The sequence below is a fragment of the Stenotrophomonas sp. GD03819 genome (assembly GCF_029841665.1).
GTDB classification, from domain to species: domain Bacteria; phylum Pseudomonadota; class Gammaproteobacteria; order Xanthomonadales; family Xanthomonadaceae; genus Stenotrophomonas; species Stenotrophomonas geniculata.
Map to the genome: position 1 here is coordinate 1 of NZ_JAOCEW010000031.1, position 23,043 is coordinate 23,043.

Consider the following 23,043-nt stretch of genomic DNA (forward strand, 5'->3'; position numbering starts at 1 on the left):
GGTCTACCTCGATGCTTGAAATTGATCCTATCGAGTGTCCAAGTTGATTAGACCACCACAGGTTTATGGCGTGTCCTGCCTGCCCACCCCGGCCCAGCCACTTACTGACAATCCAGCGCCGACCAGCCGCTGTTGCTGTTGCTGTTGCTTCAAAACCAGCCTGCCGCAGGCAGCGCCGCAGCCGCCGCTGCAAGGAAACCTGAATACGTTCGGACACTGCGCCTCAATCCCCCGCCCCATCGGCCGATAACGGGGTTGTCACGGCTTGTCCCGCCGCTGACCGGCTCGGCGCCGCCCGCCCGCTTCGACCTGGTCCTGCTCGATGAATCTCCTGCATCGCTGGCAACACTACTTCAGCAACCTCTCCGTCCGGCGCAAGCTCAACCTGCTGACGCTGCTCATCGCGCTCGGCGTGATCGCGCTCTCGGTGATCGCCGCCCGCATGCAGTACCTGGACCTCACCGAGACCCGCAAGACCGCGCTGAAGACCCAGGTCGAACTCAGCTACGGCATCCTCCAGCATTATCACCGGCTGGCCGGTACCGGCGAGCTCAGCGAGGACGCTGCCAAGAGCGCGGCATTGCAGGCGCTGGAAGTGATGCGCGCCGAGAACGATGCCTACTACTTCAACATCTACGACACCGGCTACCGCCTGCTGATGCACCCGTTCCGCAAGGATCTGGTCGGCAAGGACATGAAGGACTTCCGCACCGACGACGGCGTGCGCATCTACTACGACCAGGTCGAAGCAGCCAAGGCCGGTGGCGGCTTCGTCAACTACCGCTGGGCCAAGCCCGGCAGCAAGGGCGAGGTCGAGAAGGTCGCCTACGCCGGCCTGTTCGCGCCCTGGAACTGGGTGGTCAGCAGCGGCGTCTACATGGACGACGTGCAGAAGCAGGCGCTGGTGTTCACCGCCATCATGGCCGTCTCCGGTGGCGTGCTGGTACTGATCGTGCTGGCCCTGAGCTGGCTCATCGGCAACCGCATCGCCGTGCCGCTGAAGCAGGCAACGGCCGTCGCCGAGGGTATCGCCCGCGGCAAGCTGGACAGCCACATCGGTCCGCAGGCGCATGACGAACCCGGTCGCCTGCTGGACGCCATGTCCGGCATGCAGCAGCAGCTGCACGCAGTGATCGGCGGCCAGCGCGAAATGGCCCGCCGCCACGATGCCGGCGAACTGAGCTATCGCATCGACGCCAGTGCCTTCCCCGGCGAGTACGGGCTGATGGTGCAGGAAACCAACGCCCTGGTAGGCGGCCACGTGCAGACCCTGCATAACGTGCTGGACGTGGTACAGCAGTACGCGGTCGGCGACCTGAGCCGCGACATCGCCCGCTACCCCGGCGAAAAGGCGGCGATGACCACCACCGTCGACACCGTCAAGGCCAATCTCGGCCGCATCAACGCCGAAATCAAGCAGCTGGCCAGTGCCGCCGCTGCCGGCGACTTCAGCCGCCGTGGCGATGCGCAGCGCTTCGATCACGATTTTCGCCTGATGCTGGAAAACCTCAACGCGATGATGGCGGTCAGCGATGACAACCTCGGCAAGCTCTCGCAGCTGCTGTCGGCCATCGCCGAAGGTGATCTGACCGCGCGCATGCAGGGTGACTACCAGGGCGTGTTCGCCCGCATGCGTGACGACGCCAACACAACCGTCGCGCAGCTGACCCAGATCGTCGGCCAGATCCAGGCCAGTGCTTCCAGCATCACCCTGGCCGCCGGTGAGATTGCTTCGGGCAACAGCGACCTGTCGCGTCGCACCGAGCAGCAGGCTGCGAACCTGGAAGAAACCGCCGCGTCGATGGAGGAGCTGACCTCCACCGTGCGCCAGAACGCCGAACATGCCCGCCAGGCCAATCAGCTGGCGATCGGCGCGCAGGGTGTTGCGTCTCAAGGCGGCAGCGTGGTCGGCCAGGTGGTCAACACCATGTCGGCCATCGAAGCCTCGTCGAAGAAGATCGCCGAGATCATCAGCGTCATCGACGGCATCGCCTTCCAGACCAACATTCTGGCGCTGAATGCTGCAGTGGAAGCCGCACGTGCCGGTGAACAGGGCCGCGGCTTCGCCGTGGTCGCCAGCGAGGTGCGCACCCTTGCCCAGCGCTCGGCCGCCGCCGCCAAGGAGATCAAGGGCCTGATCGATGATTCGGTCGGCAAGGTTGCCGAAGGCTCCAGCCTGGTCCACCAGGCCGGCAGCACCATGGGCGAGATCGTCGCCTCGGTGCAGCGCGTGACCGACATCATGGCCGAGATCTCCGCCGCCTCGCAGGAACAGAGCGCCGGCATCGAGCAGGTCAACCAGACCGTGGTGCAGATGGACGAGACCACCCAGCAGAACGCCGCGCTGGTGGAGGAAGCTACCGCTGCCGCGCGCGCGATGGAAGAACAGGCTGGCCAGCTGGCCGACGCCGTGGCGATCTTCCGCCTGGACAACCAGGTCTCCGCCGCAATGAAGGCGGTGGCCGCGCGTGTCGAACCGGTGCGTGTTGCCACCGCCGTGGCGCGCCCGCAGCCGGTTCCAACGCCGGCACCGGTCCGCCGCACCGGCAGCAACGCCAGCACCTTCGTCGCCAGCGACAGCGACTGGCAGGAATTCTGAGACCCACCCGCGGCGGCTTCGGCCGCCGCCTCTGCCGATGGACACGTCCCCCGTGCAAAGTCCTACTCCCATCGTCACCGGCCCGCGCGAATTCGAGTTCGCCGACCGTGATTTCCGCCGCGTCTGCGATCTGATCTACCAGCGCGTGGGCATCGCCCTTGCACCGGCAAAGCGCGACATGGTCTATGGCCGCCTATCGCGCCGCTTGCGCACGCTGGGCATGCGCAGCTTCCAGCAGTATCTGGACCATCTGGAGCAGGAAGACGGTGACGAGTGGCAGGCGTTCACCAACGCGCTGACCACCAACCTGACCTCGTTCTTCCGCGAGCCGCACCACTTCGACAAGCTGCGCGAGGAACTGCAGCAGCGCTCCAGCCGCACGCCGCTGCTGCTGTGGTCATGCGCGGCGTCCACCGGTGAAGAACCCTATTCGATGGCGATCACCGCCTGTGAGGCCTTCGGTACGCTGAAGCCGCCGGTGCGCATCGTCGCCACCGATGTCGATACCCAGGTACTGGCCACCGCCGGCCGTGGCGTCTACAACATCGACCGGGTCACCAATCTCGACCCGGATCTGCGCCGGCGCTATTTCCAGCGTGGCAGCGGCCCCAATGAGGGCCAGTGCCGCGTGCTGCCGGCACTACGCGAGCTGATCGAGTTCCGCCCATTGAATCTGCTCGCCCCGCGCTACGACGTCGGCGGACCATTCGACGCGCTGTTCTGCCGCAATGTGATGATCTATTTCGACAAGCCGACCCAGCGTGCCATCCTCGGCCGCCTGGTGCAGCACCTGGCCGATGACGGCCTGCTTTACACCGGGCACTCGGAGAACTACCTGCACGCCGCCGACCTGATCCAGCCCTGCGGCCGTACGCTGTATCGCCGTGCGGCAAAGGCCGGCGCATGAACGCCTCGCTGCGTACCGACGATGTGATGCGCTACCAGGATGCGCGCTTCCAGACCATCGCGGCCAAGCTGCTGCCGACCCAGTACCTGGTGGTGGACGACACCACCGCGCTGACCACCACGCTGGGTTCCTGCGTGGCCGCGTGCCTGCGCGACCCGGTACTGAAGATCGGCGGCATGAACCACTTCCTGCTGCCCGAGGGCAATGCCGGCGACGGCGCGCCCGCGCGTTACGGCAGCTACGCGATGGAACTGCTGATCAACGACATGCTCAAGCGCGGCGCCCACCGCAAGCGCATCGAAGCCAAGGTGTTCGGCGGCGCCAACGTGCTCAAGGGCTTCACCAGCAATCCGGTCGGCACGCGCAACGCCGAGTTCGTGCGCCAGTACCTGCAGGCCGAGCATATTCCGATCATCGCCGAGGACCTGTGCGGCATCCATCCGCGCAAGATCTGGTTCTTCGCCGATACCGGCCGCGTGGTGGTGCAGCGCCTGCCGCACGCCCATGAAGCCGAGGTGGCCGCGACCGAATCGGCGGTGCGTGCACGCCTGTCCAAGGCCCCGGTCACCGGCGGCGTGGAGCTGTTCGAATGACCCTGACCGGCAACGCCCCCTGCCGGGTCCTGATCGTCGACGACTCCGCCGTCGTGCGCCAGATGCTCACCGAGATCCTGTCCAGCGATCCGTCCATCGACGTGGTCGGCACCGCCGCCGACCCGTTGCTGGCGCGCGAGAAGATCAAGCGCCTGGCCCCGGACGTGATCACCCTGGACGTGGAAATGCCGCGCATGGACGGGCTGGCGTTCCTGGAAAACCTGATGCGCCTGCATCCGCTGCCGGTGGTGATGATTTCCTCGCTGACCGAGCGAGGCGCCGACACCACGCTGCAGGCACTGGCGCTGGGCGCGGTGGATTTCGTTTCCAAGCCCAAGCTGGACGTGGCCCGCGGCCTGCAGGGCTACGCCGACGAGATCATCGCCAAGGTCAAGATGGCGGCGCGCTCGCGGGTGCGCCCGCTGGTGCGCGCTGCAGTCCCGAAACTCATGCTGGACGCAGCCCCCTCGATGCGCCCCGCCTCACCGCAGTTCCGTACCACCGATCGCCTGATCGCGATCGGCTCGTCAGCCGGTGGCACCGAAGCGCTGCGCGTGGTGCTGGAAGGCATGCCCGCCGACGCGCCCGCCGTGGTGATGACCCAGCACCTGCCGGCCAGCTTCAGCAGCGCCTTTGCCGAACGCCTGGACCGACACTCGGCGATGGCCGTGCGCGAGGCCAGCGACGGCGAAGCGGTGCTGCCCGGCCACGCCTACCTCCCACCCGGCGGCAAGCACCTGCGCATCATCCGCGACGGTGCGCGCTGGCGCTGCCGCGTCGATGACGGCCCGGCAGTGAACCGGCACAAGCCCGCGGTGGACGTGCTGTTCCGTTCGGTCGCGCAGAACGCCGGCAGCAACGCCATCGGTGCCATACTCACCGGGATGGGCGATGACGGCGCACGCGGCCTGCTGGAGATGCGCCAGGCCGGCGCGCCGACACTGGTGCAGGACGAGGCCACCAGTGTGGTCTGGGGCATGCCCGGTGCAGCGTTCAAGCTCGGCGCCGCGGACGAACAGGTACCACTGGAACGCATAGCGGAACGCCTGCTCGCCCTCGCCCGCAGCTGACGCGAAGTGGATCCACGCCATGCGTGGATGCCTTTGTAGAGTCGAGCCACGCTCGACTCATCGCGCATCGCGCGAACAGCAGCCGGGCATGGATTCGGCGCCACAGGGCATCCCGCAAACAAGAACCCCCGGCGCGAGCCGGGGGTTTTCAGTTACCGCATCAGGCAGCGACCGTCTTGGCCACGTCCTGGTATTCCTCGATCTGGTCGAAGTTCATGTAGCGGTAGATCTCCGCGCCGCTGGCGGCGATCACGCCCACATCGGCCATGTACTCTTCCTTGGTCGGGATGCGGCCCAGGCGCGAGCAGATCGCGGCCAGTTCCGCCGAACCCAGGTACACGTTGGTGTTGCGGCCCAGGCGGTTCGGGAAGTTGCGGGTCGAGGTCGACATCGCGGTGGAGCCTTCGCGGATCTGCGCCTGGTTGCCCATGCACAGCGAGCAGCCCGGCATTTCCATGCGTGCGCCGGTGGCACCGAAGGTGCCGTACACGCCTTCCTTGGTCAGCTCCGAGGCATCCATCTTGGTCGGCGGGGCCACCCACAGGCGGGTCGGCAGGTCACGCTTGCCTTCCAGCAGCTTCGCAGCGGCACGGAAGTGACCGATGTTGGTCATGCACGAACCGATGAACACTTCGTCGATCTTGGCACCAGCGACTTCGGACAGGGTCTTCACGTCGTCCGGATCGTTCGGGCAGGCCACGATCGGCTCGTGGATGTCGGCCAGGTCGATCTCGATGACGGCAGCGTATTCGGCATCGGCATCCGGCTCCAGCAGCTCCGGGTTGGCCAGCCACGCTTCCATCTTCTCGATACGGCGCTGCAACGAACGCGGATCCTGGTAACCCTCGGCAATCATCCACTTCAGCAGCGTGATGTTGCTGGTCAGGTACTCGATGATCGGCTCCTTGTTCAGGCGCACCGAGCAGCCGGCGGCCGAACGCTCGGCCGAGGCGTCGGACAGTTCGAACGCCTGCTCGACCTTCAGCTCCGGCAGGCCTTCGATTTCCAGGATACGGCCGGAGAAGATGTTCTTCTTGCCAGCCTTGGCCACGGTCAGCAGGCCGGACTTGATCGCGTACAGCGGGATCGCGTTGACCAGGTCACGCAGGGTCACGCCCGGCTGCATCTTGCCCTTGAAGCGCACCAGCACCGACTCCGGCATGTCCAGCGGCATCACGCCGGTGGCCGCGGCGAAGGCGACCAGGCCCGAACCGGCCGGGAACGAAATGCCCACCGGGAAACGGGTGTGCGAGTCACCACCGGTGCCAACGGTATCCGGCAGCAGCATGCGGTTGAGCCAGCTGTGGATCACGCCGTCGCCCGGGCGCAGCGAAACGCCGCCACGAGTGGAGATGAACTCCGGCAGGGTGTGGTGGGTCTTCACGTCCACCGGCTTCGGGTAGGCGGCGGTGTGGCAGAACGACTGCATCACCAGGTCGGCCGAGAAGCCCAGGCACGCCAGGTCCTTCAGCTCGTCGCGGGTCATCGGGCCGGTGGTGTCCTGCGAGCCGACCGAGGTCATCTTCGGTTCGCAGTACGTGCCCGGGCGCATGCCCTGGCCTTCCGGCAGGCCACAGGCGCGGCCGACCATCTTCTGCGCCAGCGAGAAGCCCTTGCCGGTATCGGCCGGCTGCACCGGCAGGCGGAACAGGTCGGTCGGGGCCAGGCCCAGCGCCTCGCGCGCCTTGCCGGTCAGGCCACGGCCGATGATCAGCGGGATGCGGCCACCGGCACGCACTTCGTCGAACAGCACGTCGGACTTGACCTGGAATTCGGCGATCACCTCGCCGTTCTTCAGCGCCTTGCCTTCGTACGGGCGCAGCTCGATGACGTCGCCGTGCTCCATCTTCGACACGTCCAGCTCGATCGGCAGCGCACCGGCATCTTCCATGGTGTTGTAGAAGATCGGCGCGATCTTGCCGCCCAGGCACACGCCACCGGCGCGCTTGTTCGGGATGTACGGAATGTCATCGCCGGTCCACCACAGCACGCTGTTGGTGGCCGACTTGCGCGAGGAGCCGGTGCCGACCACGTCGCCGACGTAGGCAACCAGGTGGCCCTTGTCCTTCAGGTCGAGGATCTGCTGGATCGGGCCGCGCTTGCCGTCTTCTTCCGGGGTGAACGGCGCGTCGTCGCGCTTGTTCTTCAGCATCGCCAGGGCGTGCATCGGGATGTCCGGGCGGGTGGTCGCGTCCGGCGCCGGCGACAGGTCGTCGGTGTTGGTCTCGCCCGGCACCTTGAACACGGTGACGGTCAGGCTCTGCGGCACTTCCGGGTTGCCAGTGAACCACTCGGCATCGGCCCAGCTCTGCAGCACGGCCTGGGCGTTGGCGTTGCCGGCCTTGGCCTTTTCCTGCACGTCGTGGAAGGCGTCGAACACCAGCAGGGTCTTCTTCAGGCCGTTGGCGGCGATGGTGCCGACGCTGGCGTCATCCAGCAGCTGCACCAGCGGAGCGACGTTGTAACCGCCGAGCATGGTGCCCAGCAGTTCGGTGGCGCGCTCGCGGCTGATCAGCGGGTTCTGCTCGCTGCCCAGCGCGATCGCGGCCAGGTACGAGGCCTTGACCTTGGCTGCGTCATCGACGCCGGCCGGCACGCGGTGGGTCAGCAGGTCGAGCAGGAACTCGGCCTCGCCCTGCGGCGGGTTCTTCAGCAGTTCGATGACATCGGCCGTCTGCTGCGCGCTCAGCGGCAGCGGCGGGATGCCAAGCGCAGCGCGCTCGGCGACGTGGTGGCGGTAGGCTTCCAACATGACAACTCCCGGGTAATGCGTAGGTTGAAAAAAAGTGGGCTCAGGCGTGCGGCACGATCAGCTTCAGGCCCTTGAAGTAGTCGCGGTAAAACGTATCGTTCCAGGTGATCAGGCCATCGCACTGCAGCAGTGCGTGGGCGCCGACCATGAATTCGTCCAGGCTGCGGCGGCTGCCGCTGCGCTGGCGGTGGCGACGGTGCATCTCGCCGGCGCGCAACGCCGACTTGGCTTCCATCGGGTTGAAGTGCACGCCCATTTCTTCCAGCGCTTCGAGCACCTCGGCGCCGCCGCGCAGCGATGCGCAGACCTCGGCCAGGGTCGCGCCGCAGACCACCACGCGGCCGCCGACCAGGCTCTGCCGGAGGATGGCTTCCACGGCATCGGCCTGCGGGCCATTGCTGAGCAGCTCGACCAGTACCGGTGAATCGACGGCGATCATCACGGCTTATTCCTCGTCGCGCACCGCGCGTACTGCCGCATCGGACGACTCGAAGCCGTCCAGCGCGAACTTGCCGCGCGCCCGTGAAATGGCATCGTCAACACTCTTGCGCAGGATGATGCGGCTGCCGTCCAGCTCGACCTTCAGCAGCGTGCCCTTGGTCAGGCCGAGGGCATCACGCACCGCCTTGGGCAGGGTGATCTGTCCGCGTTCTGCAACAGTGGCTTCCATCGGTAGGCCCTCCAGAGTATGCACAAATTATACATACTTCCCCGGGCATACTTCCACCCTGAACAGGACCGGCGACCCGCCAGCCCTTGCCTCGCAAAGGATCGGCCACAAACGTGACATACGCCATACACCTTCCCCTGTAGTCTGGAACCGATGCCGCAGGCCGGACCCGGCCCGGGTGAATCCATTCAGTTTCGGGTTCATACTGGAACCTCCGGGGCCACCAGGCCCGCGGCGACCGCAAGCAGGTCCGCCCATGCGCGGGCCACTGCAAGCCATCCGCAAGAAGGAGTTACCCCGCATGAGCGATTCGTTCTCCACCCGCAGCCAGCTGAACGTCGGCGGCAAGACCTACGACTACTTCAGCCTGCCCACGCTGGGCCAGCGCTTCGACATCTCCCACCTGCCCTACTCGATGAAGATCCTGCTGGAGAACCTGCTCCGGCACGAGGACGGCGGCATCACCGTCGGCAAGGACCACATCGAAGCAGTGGCCCGCTGGAACCCGGCGGCCGAGCCGGACACCGAGATCGCCTTCATGCCGGCGCGCGTGGTCCTGCAGGACTTCACCGGCGTGCCCTGCGTGGTCGACCTGGCCGCGATGCGCGATGCGGTGGTCAAGCTCGGCGGCAAGCCGGAGCAGATCAACCCGCAGATTCCCTCCGAACTGGTCATCGACCACTCGGTGCAGGTCGATGTGTTCGGCAAGCCCGACGCGCTGGACCTCAACGGCAAGATCGAATTCCAGCGCAACCAGGAACGCTACGGCTTCCTGCGCTGGGGCCAGAAGGCCTTCGACAACTTCAAGGTGGTGCCGCCGAACACCGGCATCGTCCACCAGGTGAACCTGGAGAACCTGGCGCGCGTGGTGATGACCGCGCAGAAAGATGGCAAGGAGATTGCCTATCCCGACACCGTGTTCGGCACCGACAGCCATACCACGATGATCAACGGTATCGGCGTACTGGGCTGGGGCGTGGGCGGCATCGAGGCCGAAGCCGCCATGCTGGGCCAGCCGTCGTCGATGCTGATTCCGCAGGTGGTCGGCTTCAAGCTGACCGGCAAGCTGCCCGAGGGCGCCACCGCCACCGACCTGGTGCTGACCGTTACCCAGATGCTGCGCAAGCTCGGCGTGGTCGGCAAGTTCGTGGAGTTCTACGGTGACGGCCTGCAGCACCTGCCACTGGCCGACCGTGCCACCATCGGCAACATGGCCCCGGAATACGGCGCCACCTGCGGTATCTTCCCGATCGACGCCGAATCGCTGAACTACCTGCGCCTGTCCGGCCGCAGCGAAGAGCAGATCGATCTGGTCGAAGCCTACGCCAAGGCGCAGGGTCTGTGGCACGACGCCAACAGTGCACATGCGCAGTACAGCACCACGCTGGAACTGGACATGGGCACGGTGAAGCCGTCGCTGGCCGGCCCCAAGCGCCCGCAGGACCGCGTGCTGCTGGAAGACGTGCAGAAGAACTACCGCGAAGCGCTGGTCGGCATGACCGCCAACCGTGACAAGCGCAGCGACGACGTCTCCTCCTTCGTCAATGAAGGCGGCGGCGCTGCGGTCGGCAACGAGCAGCTGGCCAAGGGCTACGCCGATATCGAAACCGAAGGCCGCAAGGTCCGGCTGAAGGATGGCGCGGTGGTGATCGCGGCCATCACCTCCTGCACCAACACCTCCAACCCGGCGGTGATGATCGGTGCCGGCCTGCTGGCCCGCAACGCGGCCGCCAAGGGCCTGAACCGCCAGCCGTGGGTCAAGACCTCGCTCGGCCCAGGCTCGCGCGTGGTCACCGACTACCTGGAAAAGGCTGGCGTACTGAAGGAGCTGGAGAAGATCGGCTTCTACGTGGTCGGCTACGGCTGCACCACCTGCATCGGCAACTCCGGCCCGCTGCCGACCGAAGTCAGCGCCGGCATCGCCACCGGCGATCTGGTGGTCACCTCGGTGCTGTCGGGCAACCGCAACTTCGAGGGCCGCGTGCACCCCGAAGTGAAGATGAACTACCTGGCCAGCCCGCCGCTGGTGGTGGCCTACGCCATCGCCGGCACCACCGACATCGACCTGACCACCCAGCCGCTGGGGACCGGCAGCGATGGCCAGCCGGTGTTCCTACGCGACATCTGGCCGAGCAACAAGGAAATCGGCGATGTCATCGCCGCCACCATCGGCCCGGAGATGTTCAAGCAGAACTACGCCGACGTGTTCAAGGGTGACACCCGCTGGAACACCATCGCCTCGCCGGACGGCAACCTGTACGCGTGGAGCGACGCCTCCACCTACATCAAGAACCCGCCCTACTTCGATGGCATGACCATGCAGACCGGCAGCATCGACGACGTGCACGGCGCACGCGTGATGGGCCTGTTCGGCGACTCGATCACCACCGACCACATTTCCCCGGCCGGCAACATCAAGAAGGACTCGCCGGCAGGCCGCTTCCTGCAGGAGCGCGGCGTGCAGCCGGCCGACTTCAACAGCTACGGCAGCCGTCGCGGCAACGATGACGTGATGGTCCGCGGCACCTTCGCCAACATCCGCATCAAGAACCTGATGTTCGGTGGCGAGGAAGGCGGCAACACCCTGTACTACCCGGCCGGTGGTGGCCAGCCGGAAAAGCTGGCGATCTACGATGCGGCCATGAAGTACAAGGCTGACAAGGTGCCGCTGGTGGTGCTGGCCGGCAAGGAATACGGCACCGGCTCGTCGCGCGACTGGGCGGCCAAGGGCACCCTGCTGCTGGGGGTGAAGGCGGTCATCGCCGAAAGCTTCGAGCGCATTCACCGCTCCAACCTGGTCGGCATGGGCGTGCTGCCGCTGCAGTTCCGCAACGGCGAAAACGCGCAGTCGCTGGGCCTGGACGGCTCGGAAGTGATCGACATCACCGGCCTGCAGGACGGCGCCAGCAAGCGCGCCACGGTCACCGCCACCAAGGCCGACGGCACGAAGAAGACCTTCGAGGTGTCGGTGATGCTGCTGACCCCGAAGGAAGTCGAGTACTTCCGCCACGGCGGCCTGCTGCAGTACGTGCTGCGCCAGCTGGCCAGCAAGTAACGGCGCGGCTGCGCCCGATTGAGGAAAGGGCCGGATCCTTGCGGATCCGGCCCTTTGCGTTTGCGATGCCCCCCTGTAGAGCCGAGCATGGGCTCTGCTGGTTCTGCGCCAACAGCAGCCGAGCATGGGCTCGGCTCTACAGAAGCGCTCACCGGCGTGGCGCGTCCGGGTCGGTACGCAGCGCCTTCAGCAGGCCCCACATGTAGAACGCCAGGGTGAACGAGAACGGCAGGCCGCACAGCACCACTGCGGTCTGCATCGCACTGAAGTTGCCGGCCAGCAGCAGGCCGACGCTGGCCACGGTGATGCCGGCCGCCCAGAACACGCGCAGCCAGATCGGTGCGTCGTGACCGTCCTCGACGCCGTCATCGACACGACGGGTGCACAGATTGGCGATCATCAGCGTGCCCGAATCGACCGGGGTCAGGAACAGCACGAAACCGATCACCACCGCGGCACCGGCTACATACGGCGCGGCGGGCAGGTATTCCAGCAGCTTGAACAGCGTCATCGCCGCATCGTGCTGGGCCACCTCACCCAGGATCGCCTGGCCATGGTTGAGCACCAGGTCGATGGCGGTGTTGCCGAAGATCGACAGCCAGGCCAGGGTGAAGCCGAGCGGGATCAGCAACACGCCCATGATCACTTCTCGGATGGTGCGGCCACGCGAGATGCGTGCCACGAAGAGGCCGACGAACGGCGCCCAGGCGATCCACCAGGCCCAGTAGAACAGCGTCCACGAGCCCATCCACTCACGGCCCTTCGGGTCGTTGAGGTACATGTCGAAGCTCTTGCGCACGAACGCGCCGAGGTAATCGCCGGTGTTCTGGATCAGGCCGTCGAACAGGTGCAGGGTCGGGCCGGTGACCAGCACGAACAGCAGCAGGCCGCACAGCAGGCGCACGTTGAGGTTGGAGAGCCAGGCAATGCCCTTTTCCACGCCAGCCACCACACCGATGGTGGCCACCACCATCATCACCAGCACGATCGCCACCAGCACCTGCGGCGTATCCGGGATGTGGAACAGGTAGACCAGGCCGGACTGCACCACCAGCGCACCGATGCCGAGGTTGGTCACCATCGAGATCAGCGTAGCCAGGATACCGAAGCCATCCACCATGTCGCCGATGCGGCCATGGATGCGCTCACCGAAGATCGGGTACAGCGCCGAGCGCAACGCCAGCGGCAGGTCGCGGCGGTAGGCGAAGTAGCCCAGCGCCACGCCGACCAGCGCGTACAGCGCCCAGCCGTGCAGGCCCCAGTGCAGGAAGGTCAGCACCATCGCCTCGCGGCCGGCGGCCACGGTGCCGCCGGGCTGCCCGGGCGGATTGAGGAAATGGTCCAGCGGTTCGTAGGCACCGTAGTACAGCAGCGCGATGCCGATGCCGGCCGAGAACAGCATCGACACCCATGCGACGTAGCCGAAGGCCGGTGATTCCTCGTTGTGGCCCAGGCGGATGCGGCCATACGGCGAGAACGCCAGCCACAGCACGAAGCCGAGGCACAGCACGATCAGCAGCATGTACCACCAGCCGAACGCGGCCGACACTTCGGCCTGCGCCCATTGCAGCCAGTGCTCGCTGCCTTCGGGATAGAGAACGGTGAGCAGCCCGAGGATGCCGATCGACACCGAGGAACTGAAGAACACAAAACGGTTCAAGCGCAGGGGCGAACGCTTGGGATGAGCCAGGGAAGACATGGGGTCGTCTCATCAAGTCCGAGGGAGCACATGGGCGGGGCCGGACCGGTAAACCGGGCCCATGGCGTGGGGCGCGAGCGCATCCTAGGGTTTATTGATTGAACGTTCAATCAATAAAAAGCATAATGGCGGGCAGCCCGATCCTTCGGGTCGCAATCCGTGGAGAGACAATGCCGAAGAAAGGCGTGGAACCGGTACGGCGCGAGCAGCTGATCCGGGCCACTTTCCAGACCATCGACGAGATCGGCATGGCCGATGCGACCGTCGCCACCATCGCGAAGAAGGCCGGGCTGTCCAGCGGCATCGTCGCCCACTACTTCGGCGACAAGGACGGCCTGCTCAATGCTGCAATGCGGCAGATCCTGCGCGAACTGAAGGACGCGGTCGCCCGCTACCGCGCCGACGCCAGCGACGACCCGCGCGAGCAGCTGCGCGCCATCGTCGATGGCAACTTCGACGACAGCCAGATCAACGGCACCGCCATGCGCGTCTGGCTCACCTTCTGGGCCGCCAGCATGCACCAGCCGGAACTGGCCCGGCTGCAGCGCGCCAACGACCAGCGCCTGTTCTCGAACCTGTGCCACCAGTTCAACCGCCTGCTGCCCCACCCGCAGGCCCGCCTGGCCGCCCGCGGCCTGGCCGCGATGATTGACGGCCTGTGGCTGCGCGGCAGCCTGGTCGGCGGCCAGTTCAATGCCGAGAAGTCCCGGCGCATCGCTTACGGCTATATCGACTTCCAGTTGCAGGCTGTCGCGCTATAAGCGCTTCAGCACCCGCCCCCTTCCAAGGAGTACGCCCCATGACCACCCTGCCCGTCCAACAGCTCTACATCCACGGCCAGCGCGTCGATGCCACCAGCGGCAAGACCTTCAAGACCATCAACCCGGCCACCGGCGAGGTGATCGCTGAAGTGCAGGTCGCCAGCCAGGCCGACGTCGAGCGTGCCGTGCAGAGCGCAGCCGAAGGCCAGAAGGTGTGGGCCGCGATGACGGCCATGGAGCGTTCGCGCATCCTGCGCCGTGCCGTCGAGCTCCTGCGCGAGCGCAACGACGAACTGGCCCACCTGGAAACCCTGGACACCGGCAAGGCGCTGGCCGAAACCACCACCGTGGACATCGTCACCGGCGCCGACGTGGTCGAGTACTACGCCGGCCTGGCCACCGCCATCGAAGGTATCCAGCTGCCGCTGCGCGAATCGAGCTTCTTCTATACCCGACGCGAACCGCTGGGCGTGGTCGCCGGCATCGGTGCCTGGAACTACCCGATCCAGATCGCCATGTGGAAGTCGGCCCCGGCGCTGGCCGCGGGCAACGCGATGGTGTTCAAGCCGTCCGAAGTGACCCCGCTGACCGCGATCCGGCTGGCCGAGATCTACACCGAAGCCGGCGTGCCCGCCGGCGTGTTCAACGTGGTGCAGGGCCCGGGCCGCGAGATCGGCCAGTGGCTGACCGAGCACCCGGTGATCGAGAAGATCTCCTTCACCGGCGGCGTCGCCACCGGCAAGAAGGTCATGGCCAGCGCCGCGTCCTCGTCGCTGAAGGAAGTGACCATGGAACTGGGCGGCAAGTCGCCGCTGGTGATCTGCGATGACGCCGACCTCGACCGCGCCGCCGACATCGCGGTGATGGCCAACTTCTTCAGCTCCGGCCAGGTCTGCACCAACGGTACCCGCGTGTTCGTGCCGCGCAGCATGCTGGCCGCGTTCGAAGCCGCTGTTGTCGAGCGCGTCAAGCGCATCCGCATCGGCGACCCGATGGCCGCCGAGACCAACTTCGGCCCGCTGACCAGCTTCCCGCACATGGAAAACGTGCTGCGCTACATCGAAAGCGGCAAGACCGAAGGCGCCCGCCTGCTGACCGGCGGCGGCCGCGCCACCGAAGGCGCGCTGGCCAATGGCGCCTACGTGCTGCCGACCGTGTTCTCCGACTGCCGCGATGACATGACCATCGTCAAGGAAGAGATCTTCGGGCCGGTGATGAGCATCCTCGCCTACGACGACGAGGACGAAGTGGTGCGCCGCGCCAACGACACCACCTTCGGCCTGGCCGCCGGCGTGGTCAGCAAGGACGTCAGCCGCGCCCACCGCATCATCCACCGCCTGGAAGCCGGCATCTGCTGGATCAACACCTGGGGCGAATCGCCGGCCGAAATGCCGGTCGGCGGCTACAAGGAATCCGGCGTCGGCCGCGAGAACGGCATCTCCACCCTCGGCCACTACACCCGCATCAAGTCGGTGCAGGTCGAGCTGGGCGACTACGCCAGCGTGTTCTGACCGGCGCGCCCCGAGCACGCCCTCTCGTCCGGCCACCGCGCCGATCCGACATTCCGCCGGGACGCCTGCATGCAGCGCGCCCCGGCCTGCAGGAGACACCCATGAGCACCCATAACGAGTACGACTACATCATCATCGGCGCCGGTTCGGCCGGCAACGTGCTGGCGACCCGCCTCACCGAAGATGCCGATGTCAGCGTGCTGCTGCTGGAAGCCGGTGGCCCGGACTACCGGCTCGACTTCCGTACCCAGATGCCGGCGGCACTGGCCTTCCCGCTGCAGGGCAAGCGCTACAACTGGGCGTACAAGACCGATCCCGAGCCCTTCATGAACAACCGCCGCATGGACTGCGGCCGCGGCAAGGGCCTGGGCGGCTCGTCGCTGATCAACGGCATGTGCTACATCCGCGGCAACGCGATGGACTACGACAACTGGGCCAGCATGCCGGGCCTGGAAGACTGGACCTACCTGGACTGCCTGCCGTACTTCCGCAAGGCCGAAACCCGCGACATCGGCCCCAATGACTACCACGGTGGCGACGGCCCGCTGCGCGTGACCACGCCGAAGGCCGGCAACAACGAGCTGTTCGCGGCGATGGTCGAAGCCGGCGTGCAGGCTGGCTATCCGCGCACCGACGACCTCAACGGCTACCAGCAGGAAGGCTTCGGCCCGATGGACCGCACGGTGACCCCGAAGGGTCGTCGCTCCAGCACTGCCCGTGGCTACCTGGACCTGGCCAAGCCGCGTCCGAACCTGACCATCGTCACCCACGCACTGACCGACCGCATCCTGTTCTCGGGCAAGCGTGCGGTGGGCGTGCAGTGGCTGCACAACGACCAGCCGCAGCGTGCCACTGCGCGCCGCGAAGTGCTGCTGTGCGGTGGAGCCATCGCCTCGCCGCAGATCCTGCAGCGCTCGGGCGTCGGCCCGGCCGACCTGCTGCGCAGCCTGGACATCGACCTGGTGCACCACCTGCCAGGCGTCGGCGCCAACCTGCAGGATCACCTGGAGATGTACCTGCAGTACGAATGCAAGAAGCCGGTGTCGCTGGCGCCGGCACTGAAGCTGTACAACCAGCCGGCGATCGGTGCCGAGTGGCTGTTCCTGGGTACCGGCATCGGCGCCAGCAACCAGTTCGAGGCCGGTGGCTTCATCCGCAGCGATGCCGAATTCGACTGGCCGAACCTGCAGTACCACTTCCTGCCGGTGGCGATCAATTACAACGGCTCCAACCCGATCAAGGCGCACAGCTTCCAGATGCACGTCGGTTCGATGCGCTCGCCCAGCCGCGGCCGCATCCATGTGCGTTCGAAGGATCCGCGCGAACATCCGAGCATCCTGTTCAACTACATGTCGCACGAGCAGGACTGGCGTGAGTTCCGCGCGGCGATCCGCATCACCCGCGAGATCTTCGCGCAGCCGGCGCTGGCACCGTACAGCGGCCGCGAGATCTCGCCGGGCAGCGCGCTGCAGACCGACGCGCAGATCGACGCATTCGTGCGCGAGCATGCCGAGACCGCCTACCACCCGTCGTGCTCGAACAAGATGGGCCATGCCGATGACCCGATGGCGGTGGTCGATGGCCAGGGCCGCGTGCACGGCCTGGAAGGCCTGCGCATCGTCGATGCCTCGATCATGCCGCAGGTGGTGACCGGCAACCTCAACGCGCCGACCATCATGATGGCCGAGAAGCTGGCCGACGTGATCCGCGGCCGCACCCCGCTGGCCCGCAGCACCGCGCCGTACTACAAGGCCAACGGCGCACCGGTGCGCAAGCAGGGCTGACGCAAGCGGCCCGATCGAGCGCAGATGCCGGCACTACCCAGCAAAGAGGCCCTTCGGGGCCTCTTCGCGTTTTCCCTACGGCGGGGTATGCTGCAATGAACGGCCATTGTCGCTACGCTCAGGGCCGAACCTAATACATCACGATTCCTGGAGGGGGAATATGAGTCTGGATCGTCCCTGGCTGCAGAGCTATCCGAAAGGCGTTCCCGCCGAAATCGACGTCAACGAATTCCATTCGGTCGCCTCGGTCTTCGACGCTTCCGTCGCGAAATTCCGCGACCGTCCCGCCTACTCCAGCTTCGGCAAGGTCCTCACCTATGGTGAGACGGATGCGCTGGTCACCCAGTTCGCCGCCTACCTGCTGGGTGAGCTCAAGCTCAAGAAGGGTGACCGCGTCGCCCTGATGATGCCCAACTGCCTGCAGTACCCGGTGGCCACCTTCGGCGTGCTGCGCGCCGGACTGACCGTGGTCAACGTCAACCCGCTGTACACCGCGCGCGAACTCAAGCACCAGCTGGTCGACGCGGGCGTCAGTGCGCTGGTGGTGGTCGACAACTTCGGCGACACCGTCGAGCAGGTCATCGCCGACACGCCGGTCAGGCACGTGGTCACCACCGGCCTGGGCGACCTGCTCGGCGCCAAGGGCGCGATCGTCAACTTCGTGCTGAAGTACGTCAAGAAGATGGTGCCCAACTACCACATCAAGGGCGCCGTCCGCTTCAAGCAGGCGCTCAAGCTGGGCAGCCGCCACGCGCTTCCGCCGGTCGAGATCGACCACGACGACATCGCCTTCCTGCAGTACACCGGTGGTACCACCGGCGTGGCCAAGGGTGCGATGCTGACCAACCGCAACCTGATCGCCAACATGCAGCAGGCGTCGGCGTGGCTGTCCACCTCGGGCATCGAGCCGGGCAAGGAAGTGATCATCACTGCCCTGCCGCTGTACCACATCTTCGCGCTGACCGCGAACGGCCTGGTCTTCATGAAGTTCGGTGGCTGCAATCACCTGATCACCAACCCGCGCGACATGAAGGGCTTCGTCAAGGAGCTCAAGGGCACCCGCTTCACTGCCATCACCGGCGTCAACACGCTGTTCAACGGCCTGCTCAACACCCCGGGCTTCGACGAGATCGACTTCTCTTCGGTCAAGTTCACTCTGGGCGGCGGCATGGCGGTGCAACGTGCCGTGGCCGAACGCTGGAAGAAGGTCACCGGCGTGACCCTGGTCGAAGCCTACGGCCTGACCGAGACCTCACCGGCAGCCTGCATCAACCCGCTCACCCTGCCCGAGTACAACGGCGCCATTGGCCTGCCGATCCCGTCCACCGATGCCTGCATCAAGGACGACAACGGCAATATCCTGGCGCTGGGCGAAGTGGGCGAGCTGTGCATCAAGGGCCCGCAGGTGATGAAGGGCTACTGGCAGCGGCCGGAAGAAACCGCCACCGCCATCGACGCCGACGGCTGGCTGCACACCGGCGACATGGCGAAGATGGACGAAAAGGGCTTCTTCTACATCGTGGACCGCAAGAAGGACATGATCCTGGTGTCCGGCTTCAACGTGTACCCGAATGAGGTCGAAGACGTCATCGCGATGATGCCGGGCGTGCTGGAAGTCGCCGCCGTCGGTGTCCCGGACGAGAAGTCCGGCGAAGTGGTCAAGGTCGTGATCGTGAAGAAGGACCCGAACCTGACCGCGGAAATGGTCAAGGAACATGCGCGGGCAAACCTGACCGGTTACAAGCACCCCAGAATCGTAGAATTCCGAAAAGAGCTGCCGAAGACCAATGTCGGCAAGATTCTCCGTCGCGAGCTGCGTGATACGCCCGCCCAGTAAGGGTTTCCGGGCAACGGGACAATACAGGGACCCCGCCGGAGACGGCGGGGTCTTTCTGTTACCGGAACATGGCCGGTACAGCGCTTGCGGGCGGTTCACGACGGGTGCATAGAATCAGTCGCCGCCGCACGTTCAGCCCGCCCCCTCACTCCTCTCCGTCCGCTCTGCGGTTGGCCGGACGGTCACACGGAGAACTCCCATGTCCGCAGTACGCCCCATCATCACCCGCCCCTCGCAGCACCCTACCCTGCGTATCACCGAGGAGCCCGAGCGGGATGTCTACTGGATCCACATGCACGCCAACCTGGTCAACCAGCCAGGCCGGCCGTGCTTCGCCTCGCGCCTGGTCGATGACATCGTCGACTACCAGCGCGACCTGGGCGACCGCCTCAGCGCCTCGCACGCCCTGTCACCCCATGTCGTTCTTGCCTCGGACAGCGACGTGTTCAACCTGGGGGGCGACCTCGAACTGTTCTGCCGCCTGATCCGCGAAGGCGACCGCGCCCGCCTGCTCGACTATGCCCAGCGCTGCGTGCGCGGCGTGCATGCCTTCCATGCCGGCCTGGGCACCCGTGCCCACAGCATCGCCCTGGTCCAGGGCAATGCACTGGGTGGCGGCTTCGAGGCCGCACTCAGCTGCCACACCATCGTCGCCGAGGAAGGCGTGCTGATGGGCCTGCCCGAGGTGCTGTTCGACCTGTTCCCGGGCATGGGCGCCTACTCCTTCCTGTGCCAGCGGATCAGCCCGCGCCTGGCCGAGAAGATCATGCTGGAAGGCAACCTCTACACCGCCAGCCAGCTGAAGGAGATGGGCCTGGTCGACATCGTGGTGCCGGTGGGCGAAGGTGTTGCCGCGGTCGAACAGGTGATCAAGGAAAGCCGACGCATTCCGCACGCATGGGCAGCGATGCGTGAGGTCAACGAGATCGCCACCATGGTGCCGCTGCATGAAATGATGCGGATCACCGAGATCTGGGTGGACACCGCCATGCAGCTCGGCGAGAAGTCCCTGCGCACCATGGATCGGCTGGTACGGGCGCAGGCCCGGCGCAATGGCGACCCGGCCTGAGCGTCTGGCGGGTCAGGACGGGCTGCGCTCGCTGTCGTCGCGGTGCGGTGCCCCCGCGCTACGGGCAGCCAACGCATTCCTGCCGTTGCGCAGGGCGGTCGCCAGGCTGCCGAGGCGGGCGCTCCATTCACCCTTCAGCTGCCAGTCCGCCATGCGCATGATTTCGCCACTGGAGGCGGCAACCTGGACAAGCCCCAGGTTGCTCGCCACACCGCGCAGCGCGTGTGCGTGCTCGCGGAAATCCTCCCAGGCCTGGCGCTCGCCGCAGCCCTGCAGCTGGCCCATGCTCGCGTCGACGTCCGCCAGGCATTGGTCGATGAACTTGCGTTCGAAGCCATCGCCCATGCCCAGCGACGCCAGCTCGTCCAGTACTGCGGTATCGAGCACGCCATCGCCGACCGGCAATGCCGGCACCGACTGGATGCCGGACTCGGCGCGGGTGTTGGCGGCGACATCGGCCAGCACTTCAAGCAGGCGGGTGGCCACCACGGGCTTGGCAAGGAAGGCGCGGGCACCGGCCTGCTCGCAACGCAGGATGGACTCGGGGGTGACGTCCGCGCTCAGCACCATGACGGGAACGTAAGGCATGCCACTGGCCTGCATCACCCGCAACTGCTTGAGCAGGTCCAGTCCGCTCATGCCGGGCATGTGCAGGTCGACGATCGCTGCGTCGTAACTGGCCTGCTCCAACGCATCCAGTACTTCGGCGCCGCCATTGACGCAGGTGACCTTGTGGCCGGCCTTCTCCAGCAACCGCTGCAGCACCATGCGGTTGGCTTCGTGGTCGTCGGCCACCAGGACCCGCAGGCTGCGCACCCGTGCACGATGGCGCAGGAAGGGATTGGAAAACGCGATGACATTCCCAGCTTCAGCCACCTCGGAGGGAACCGCCGTGGCTGATGAGGTGTCTGCGACGTCCAGCGTGATCTCGACCCAGAACACGCTGCCGCGCGGGCTGTTCGGCGCATAGCCGACCTGCCCGCCCATCGACTCGACCAGGCCCTTGGCAATGGCCGTGCCCAGACCGGTGCCTTCATGGCGACGGGCCAGGCCGACATCGCCCTGCTCGAAGGCATTGAACAGGCGCCCGCGCAACGCCACCGGCACGCCGATGCCGGTATCGACGATCTCGAAGCGCAGGCGCATCCGCTCGCTGCCCAGGGCATCGGGGCTGGACACGCGCAGATGCACGTAGCCGCTGTCGGTGAACTTGACCGCGTTGCCCATCAGGTTCAGCAGGATCTGCTGCAGATGCCCGGCATCACCCAGCAGGCGCGGCGGCACGTTGTCGTCCACCTGCACGCGATAGTCCAGCGATTTGGAGCGGGTCTGCGGGGTCAGGATCAGATTGATCGCCTGCAGCACATCGGCCAGCGCGAACTCGTGCCACTCCACGCGCACCTTGCCGGCTTCGATCGCGGAGATGTCCAGCACCTCTTCCACCAGCGCCAGCAGGCTGCGGGTCGAGGCCTGGATGGTGTTCAGGCACTCGCGCTGCTCATCGTCCAGGCGGGTGGTGGCCAGCACCTCGGTCATGCCTGCCAGCCCGTTCAACGGCGTGCGGAATTCATGGCTCATGTTGGCCAGGAAGCGGCTCTTGGCTTCATTGGCCTGGCGCGCCTCGGCCACCGCCCGGGTCAAGGCATGCAGCAGCGAATCGAAGTACAGCGGAATCGCGCCCAGGCCCAGCAGCAGGCCCCAGCCCAGATAGTCGTGGCCGCGCCAGTATGGCGACAGCATCACCGTGCACAGGAAGGCCAGGCAGCCCATGGCAGTAGCCACGCGCAGGTAGGTGCTGCCGTAGCGCATGCCGTTGCCGATCGTGACCCACAGCATCACCGCATACAGCGGTGCCGCCGGCTCGCCCTGGATCGTCATGATCCAGGCCATGCAGGTGTAGTCGGTCAGCATGCCGATCACCCGGCGCACATGCGACACGCCCGGATTGACCAGGATCGCGGTCAGCAGGCCGGCGGAAATGGTCAGCTCGAAGGCGAGGATCAGCCACGTCGTCGTCAGCGCTTCACCGCCACCGCTCAGCGAACGCCAGCCGAGATAGCTGATGAACAGCGCCGTGATGATGATGCGGATCAGGTTCTGCGCGTGCTCGCTGTCCTCGCGCCCGGACAGCCGCTGCTTGAAGCGGGCCAGCAGCGAGCGCTTGTCGGAGCCAGCGGCGGGCGTCGTATCCATGGTCGGATGTCGCATCCTTCGGCGCAGCAGGGAGGAGCAGCACAACGGTACTGCCAGCAACCCCAACCACAGGGAAATGGCCAGGCCCAGGTTGGCCTGCCAGTAAGGGGTCAACAGCACGGTGGTGCCGAAACTGACCATCGCCAGCACGATGGCAGCGGCCAGGTAGCGCGGCCCGAAGCGCAGGCCGTTGCCCACCGTGACCCACATCACCACCGCATACACCCACGCCAGCGGCTCGCCCATCTGGATCATGCCGACCGCGATCAGGCCGTAATCGGCCAGCATCCCGGCCACGCGCCGCGGGTCCGAGCGCTCAGGCTTCCACAGCAGCCAACCGCATAGCAGCAACGACAGGCCCAGCCCGGTCAGCACCGTTGCCAGCACGCCCTGGTACTGGTCCAGCCGGTGCAGGCGGGCACCGGACAACAGTACATAGACCAGGATCAGCGAGATCAGCACCACCCGCACGATCGCCTGGCCATGTTCCGAATCCGGACGCTGCGCCAGCCGACGCCTCACGCGTGCGAACAGGTCCTGCAT

16 protein-coding genes are annotated in these 23,043 nt (G+C 66.3%); 10 read left to right on the plus strand and 6 right to left on the minus strand.

Going from position 1 to position 23,043, the window contains the following annotated elements; translation table 11 throughout:
• A partial coding sequence (locus N5D45_RS17140; protein ID WP_279939338.1) for a hypothetical protein occupies positions 1 to 217 on the minus strand: 217 nt, incomplete at its 3' end.
• A gap of 105 nt (positions 218 to 322) precedes the next feature.
• Between N5D45_RS17140 and N5D45_RS17145 the strand changes: the two genes are divergently transcribed.
• Genes N5D45_RS17145 through N5D45_RS17160 form a run of 4 tightly spaced genes read left to right on the plus strand, consistent with a single transcriptional unit; the run spans position 323 to position 5,169 of the window.
• The gene (locus tag N5D45_RS17145) at positions 323 to 2,599 is read left to right on the plus strand and encodes a methyl-accepting chemotaxis protein (RefSeq protein ID WP_057502342.1); all 2,277 of its coding nucleotides are present in this window, start codon (positions 323 to 325) and stop codon (positions 2,597 to 2,599) included.
• Between the two features lie 37 nt (positions 2,600 to 2,636).
• The gene (locus N5D45_RS17150; protein WP_019338555.1) at positions 2,637 to 3,506 is read left to right on the plus strand and encodes a CheR family methyltransferase; all 870 of its coding nucleotides are present in this window, start codon (positions 2,637 to 2,639) and stop codon (positions 3,504 to 3,506) included.
• Positions 3,503 to 4,099, plus strand: a complete 597-nt coding sequence (gene cheD / locus N5D45_RS17155) for a chemoreceptor glutamine deamidase CheD (protein ID WP_014037083.1) — start codon at positions 3,503 to 3,505, stop codon at positions 4,097 to 4,099. Before N5D45_RS17150 ends, cheD begins: the two co-directional genes overlap by 4 nt.
• Positions 4,096 to 5,169, plus strand: coding sequence for a chemotaxis response regulator protein-glutamate methylesterase (locus tag N5D45_RS17160; protein WP_139042355.1), 1,074 nt, complete (start codon positions 4,096 to 4,098; stop codon positions 5,167 to 5,169). The genes cheD and N5D45_RS17160 overlap by 4 nt, the downstream gene beginning before the upstream one ends.
• Positions 5,170 to 5,329: 160 nt before the next feature.
• Here the strand turns inward: N5D45_RS17160 and acnB are convergent, their stop codons facing one another.
• Genes acnB through N5D45_RS17175 form a run of 3 tightly spaced genes read right to left on the minus strand, consistent with a single transcriptional unit; the run spans position 5,330 to position 8,591 of the window.
• Positions 5,330 to 7,921, minus strand: coding sequence for a bifunctional aconitate hydratase 2/2-methylisocitrate dehydratase (gene acnB, locus N5D45_RS17165; protein WP_057502341.1), 2,592 nt, complete (start codon positions 7,919 to 7,921; stop codon positions 5,330 to 5,332).
• A gap of 40 nt (positions 7,922 to 7,961) precedes the next feature.
• Complete coding sequence (locus N5D45_RS17170) at positions 7,962 to 8,360, minus strand: type II toxin-antitoxin system VapC family toxin (RefSeq protein WP_010482492.1); 399 nt, start codon at positions 8,358 to 8,360, stop codon at positions 7,962 to 7,964.
• Between the two features lie 6 nt (positions 8,361 to 8,366).
• Positions 8,367 to 8,591 carry an AbrB/MazE/SpoVT family DNA-binding domain-containing protein gene (locus tag N5D45_RS17175; RefSeq protein ID WP_005409505.1) on the minus strand — a complete coding sequence of 75 codons (225 nt, stop codon included), beginning with the start codon at positions 8,589 to 8,591 and terminating at the stop codon, positions 8,367 to 8,369.
• A gap of 301 nt (positions 8,592 to 8,892) precedes the next feature.
• Here N5D45_RS17175 and acnA point away from each other — a divergent pair, with 301 nt between their 5' ends.
• The gene (acnA, locus tag N5D45_RS17180) at positions 8,893 to 11,646 is read left to right on the plus strand and encodes an aconitate hydratase AcnA (RefSeq protein WP_164194126.1); all 2,754 of its coding nucleotides are present in this window, start codon (positions 8,893 to 8,895) and stop codon (positions 11,644 to 11,646) included.
• Positions 11,647 to 11,794: 148 nt separating this feature from the next.
• On the opposite strand, the gene N5D45_RS17185 is transcribed toward acnA, so the two are convergent.
• Complete coding sequence (locus N5D45_RS17185) at positions 11,795 to 13,345, minus strand: BCCT family transporter (RefSeq protein WP_049453529.1); 1,551 nt, start codon at positions 13,343 to 13,345, stop codon at positions 11,795 to 11,797.
• A gap of 170 nt (positions 13,346 to 13,515) precedes the next feature.
• On the opposite strand from N5D45_RS17185, the gene betI reads away from it, so the two are divergent.
• The 5 genes from betI to N5D45_RS17210 all read left to right on the plus strand — a co-directional run bounded on the left by betI (position 13,516) and on the right by N5D45_RS17210 (position 20,307).
• Positions 13,516 to 14,106: a transcriptional regulator BetI gene (gene betI / locus N5D45_RS17190; RefSeq protein ID WP_005409501.1), complete on the plus strand. Its 591-nt coding sequence runs from the start codon at positions 13,516 to 13,518 to the stop codon at positions 14,104 to 14,106.
• A 38-nt stretch (positions 14,107 to 14,144) separates the two neighbouring features.
• Entirely contained in the window at positions 14,145 to 15,617 is a 1,473-nt protein-coding gene (gene betB, locus N5D45_RS17195) for a betaine-aldehyde dehydrogenase (protein WP_049413280.1), read from the plus strand.
• Positions 15,618 to 15,718: 101 nt separating this feature from the next.
• Positions 15,719 to 17,401 (plus strand): choline dehydrogenase, encoded by a 1,683-nt coding sequence (betA, locus tag N5D45_RS17200; protein WP_010482497.1) that lies wholly within the window; start codon positions 15,719 to 15,721, stop codon positions 17,399 to 17,401.
• A gap of 160 nt (positions 17,402 to 17,561) precedes the next feature.
• Positions 17,562 to 19,238 carry a long-chain fatty acid--CoA ligase gene (locus N5D45_RS17205; RefSeq protein ID WP_010482498.1) on the plus strand — a complete coding sequence of 559 codons (1,677 nt, stop codon included), beginning with the start codon at positions 17,562 to 17,564 and terminating at the stop codon, positions 19,236 to 19,238.
• A gap of 199 nt (positions 19,239 to 19,437) precedes the next feature.
• Positions 19,438 to 20,307: a crotonase/enoyl-CoA hydratase family protein gene (locus tag N5D45_RS17210; RefSeq protein ID WP_049413283.1), complete on the plus strand. Its 870-nt coding sequence runs from the start codon at positions 19,438 to 19,440 to the stop codon at positions 20,305 to 20,307.
• Positions 20,308 to 20,319: 12 nt separating this feature from the next.
• Here N5D45_RS17210 and N5D45_RS17215 read toward each other — a convergent pair whose 3' ends face one another.
• Entirely contained in the window at positions 20,320 to 23,043 is a 2,724-nt protein-coding gene (locus N5D45_RS17215) for a response regulator (RefSeq protein ID WP_082587797.1), read from the minus strand.

Coding starts and splice junctions, on each gene's coding strand:
- cheD (WP_014037083.1), top strand. CDS start 3,503: ATGAACGCCTCGCTGCGTACCGACGATGTGATGCGCTACCAGGATGCG.
- N5D45_RS17145 (WP_057502342.1), top strand. CDS start 323: ATGAATCTCCTGCATCGCTGGCAACACTACTTCAGCAACCTCTCCGTC.
- betA (WP_010482497.1), top strand. CDS start 15,719: ATGAGCACCCATAACGAGTACGACTACATCATCATCGGCGCCGGTTCG.
- acnB (WP_057502341.1), bottom strand. CDS start 7,921: ATGTTGGAAGCCTACCGCCACCACGTCGCCGAGCGCGCTGCGCTTGGC.
- N5D45_RS17150 (WP_019338555.1), top strand. CDS start 2,637: ATGGACACGTCCCCCGTGCAAAGTCCTACTCCCATCGTCACCGGCCCG.
- N5D45_RS17215 (WP_082587797.1), bottom strand. CDS start 23,043: ATGCAGGACCTGTTCGCACGCGTGAGGCGTCGGCTGGCGCAGCGTCCG.
- acnA (WP_164194126.1), top strand. CDS start 8,893: ATGAGCGATTCGTTCTCCACCCGCAGCCAGCTGAACGTCGGCGGCAAG.
- N5D45_RS17160 (WP_139042355.1), top strand. CDS start 4,096: ATGACCCTGACCGGCAACGCCCCCTGCCGGGTCCTGATCGTCGACGAC.
- betB (WP_049413280.1), top strand. CDS start 14,145: ATGACCACCCTGCCCGTCCAACAGCTCTACATCCACGGCCAGCGCGTC.
- N5D45_RS17205 (WP_010482498.1), top strand. CDS start 17,562: ATGAGTCTGGATCGTCCCTGGCTGCAGAGCTATCCGAAAGGCGTTCCC.
- N5D45_RS17175 (WP_005409505.1), bottom strand. CDS start 8,591: ATGGAAGCCACTGTTGCAGAACGCGGACAGATCACCCTGCCCAAGGCG.
- N5D45_RS17185 (WP_049453529.1), bottom strand. CDS start 13,345: ATGTCTTCCCTGGCTCATCCCAAGCGTTCGCCCCTGCGCTTGAACCGT.
- N5D45_RS17170 (WP_010482492.1), bottom strand. CDS start 8,360: ATGATCGCCGTCGATTCACCGGTACTGGTCGAGCTGCTCAGCAATGGC.
- N5D45_RS17210 (WP_049413283.1), top strand. CDS start 19,438: ATGTCCGCAGTACGCCCCATCATCACCCGCCCCTCGCAGCACCCTACC.
- betI (WP_005409501.1), top strand. CDS start 13,516: ATGCCGAAGAAAGGCGTGGAACCGGTACGGCGCGAGCAGCTGATCCGG.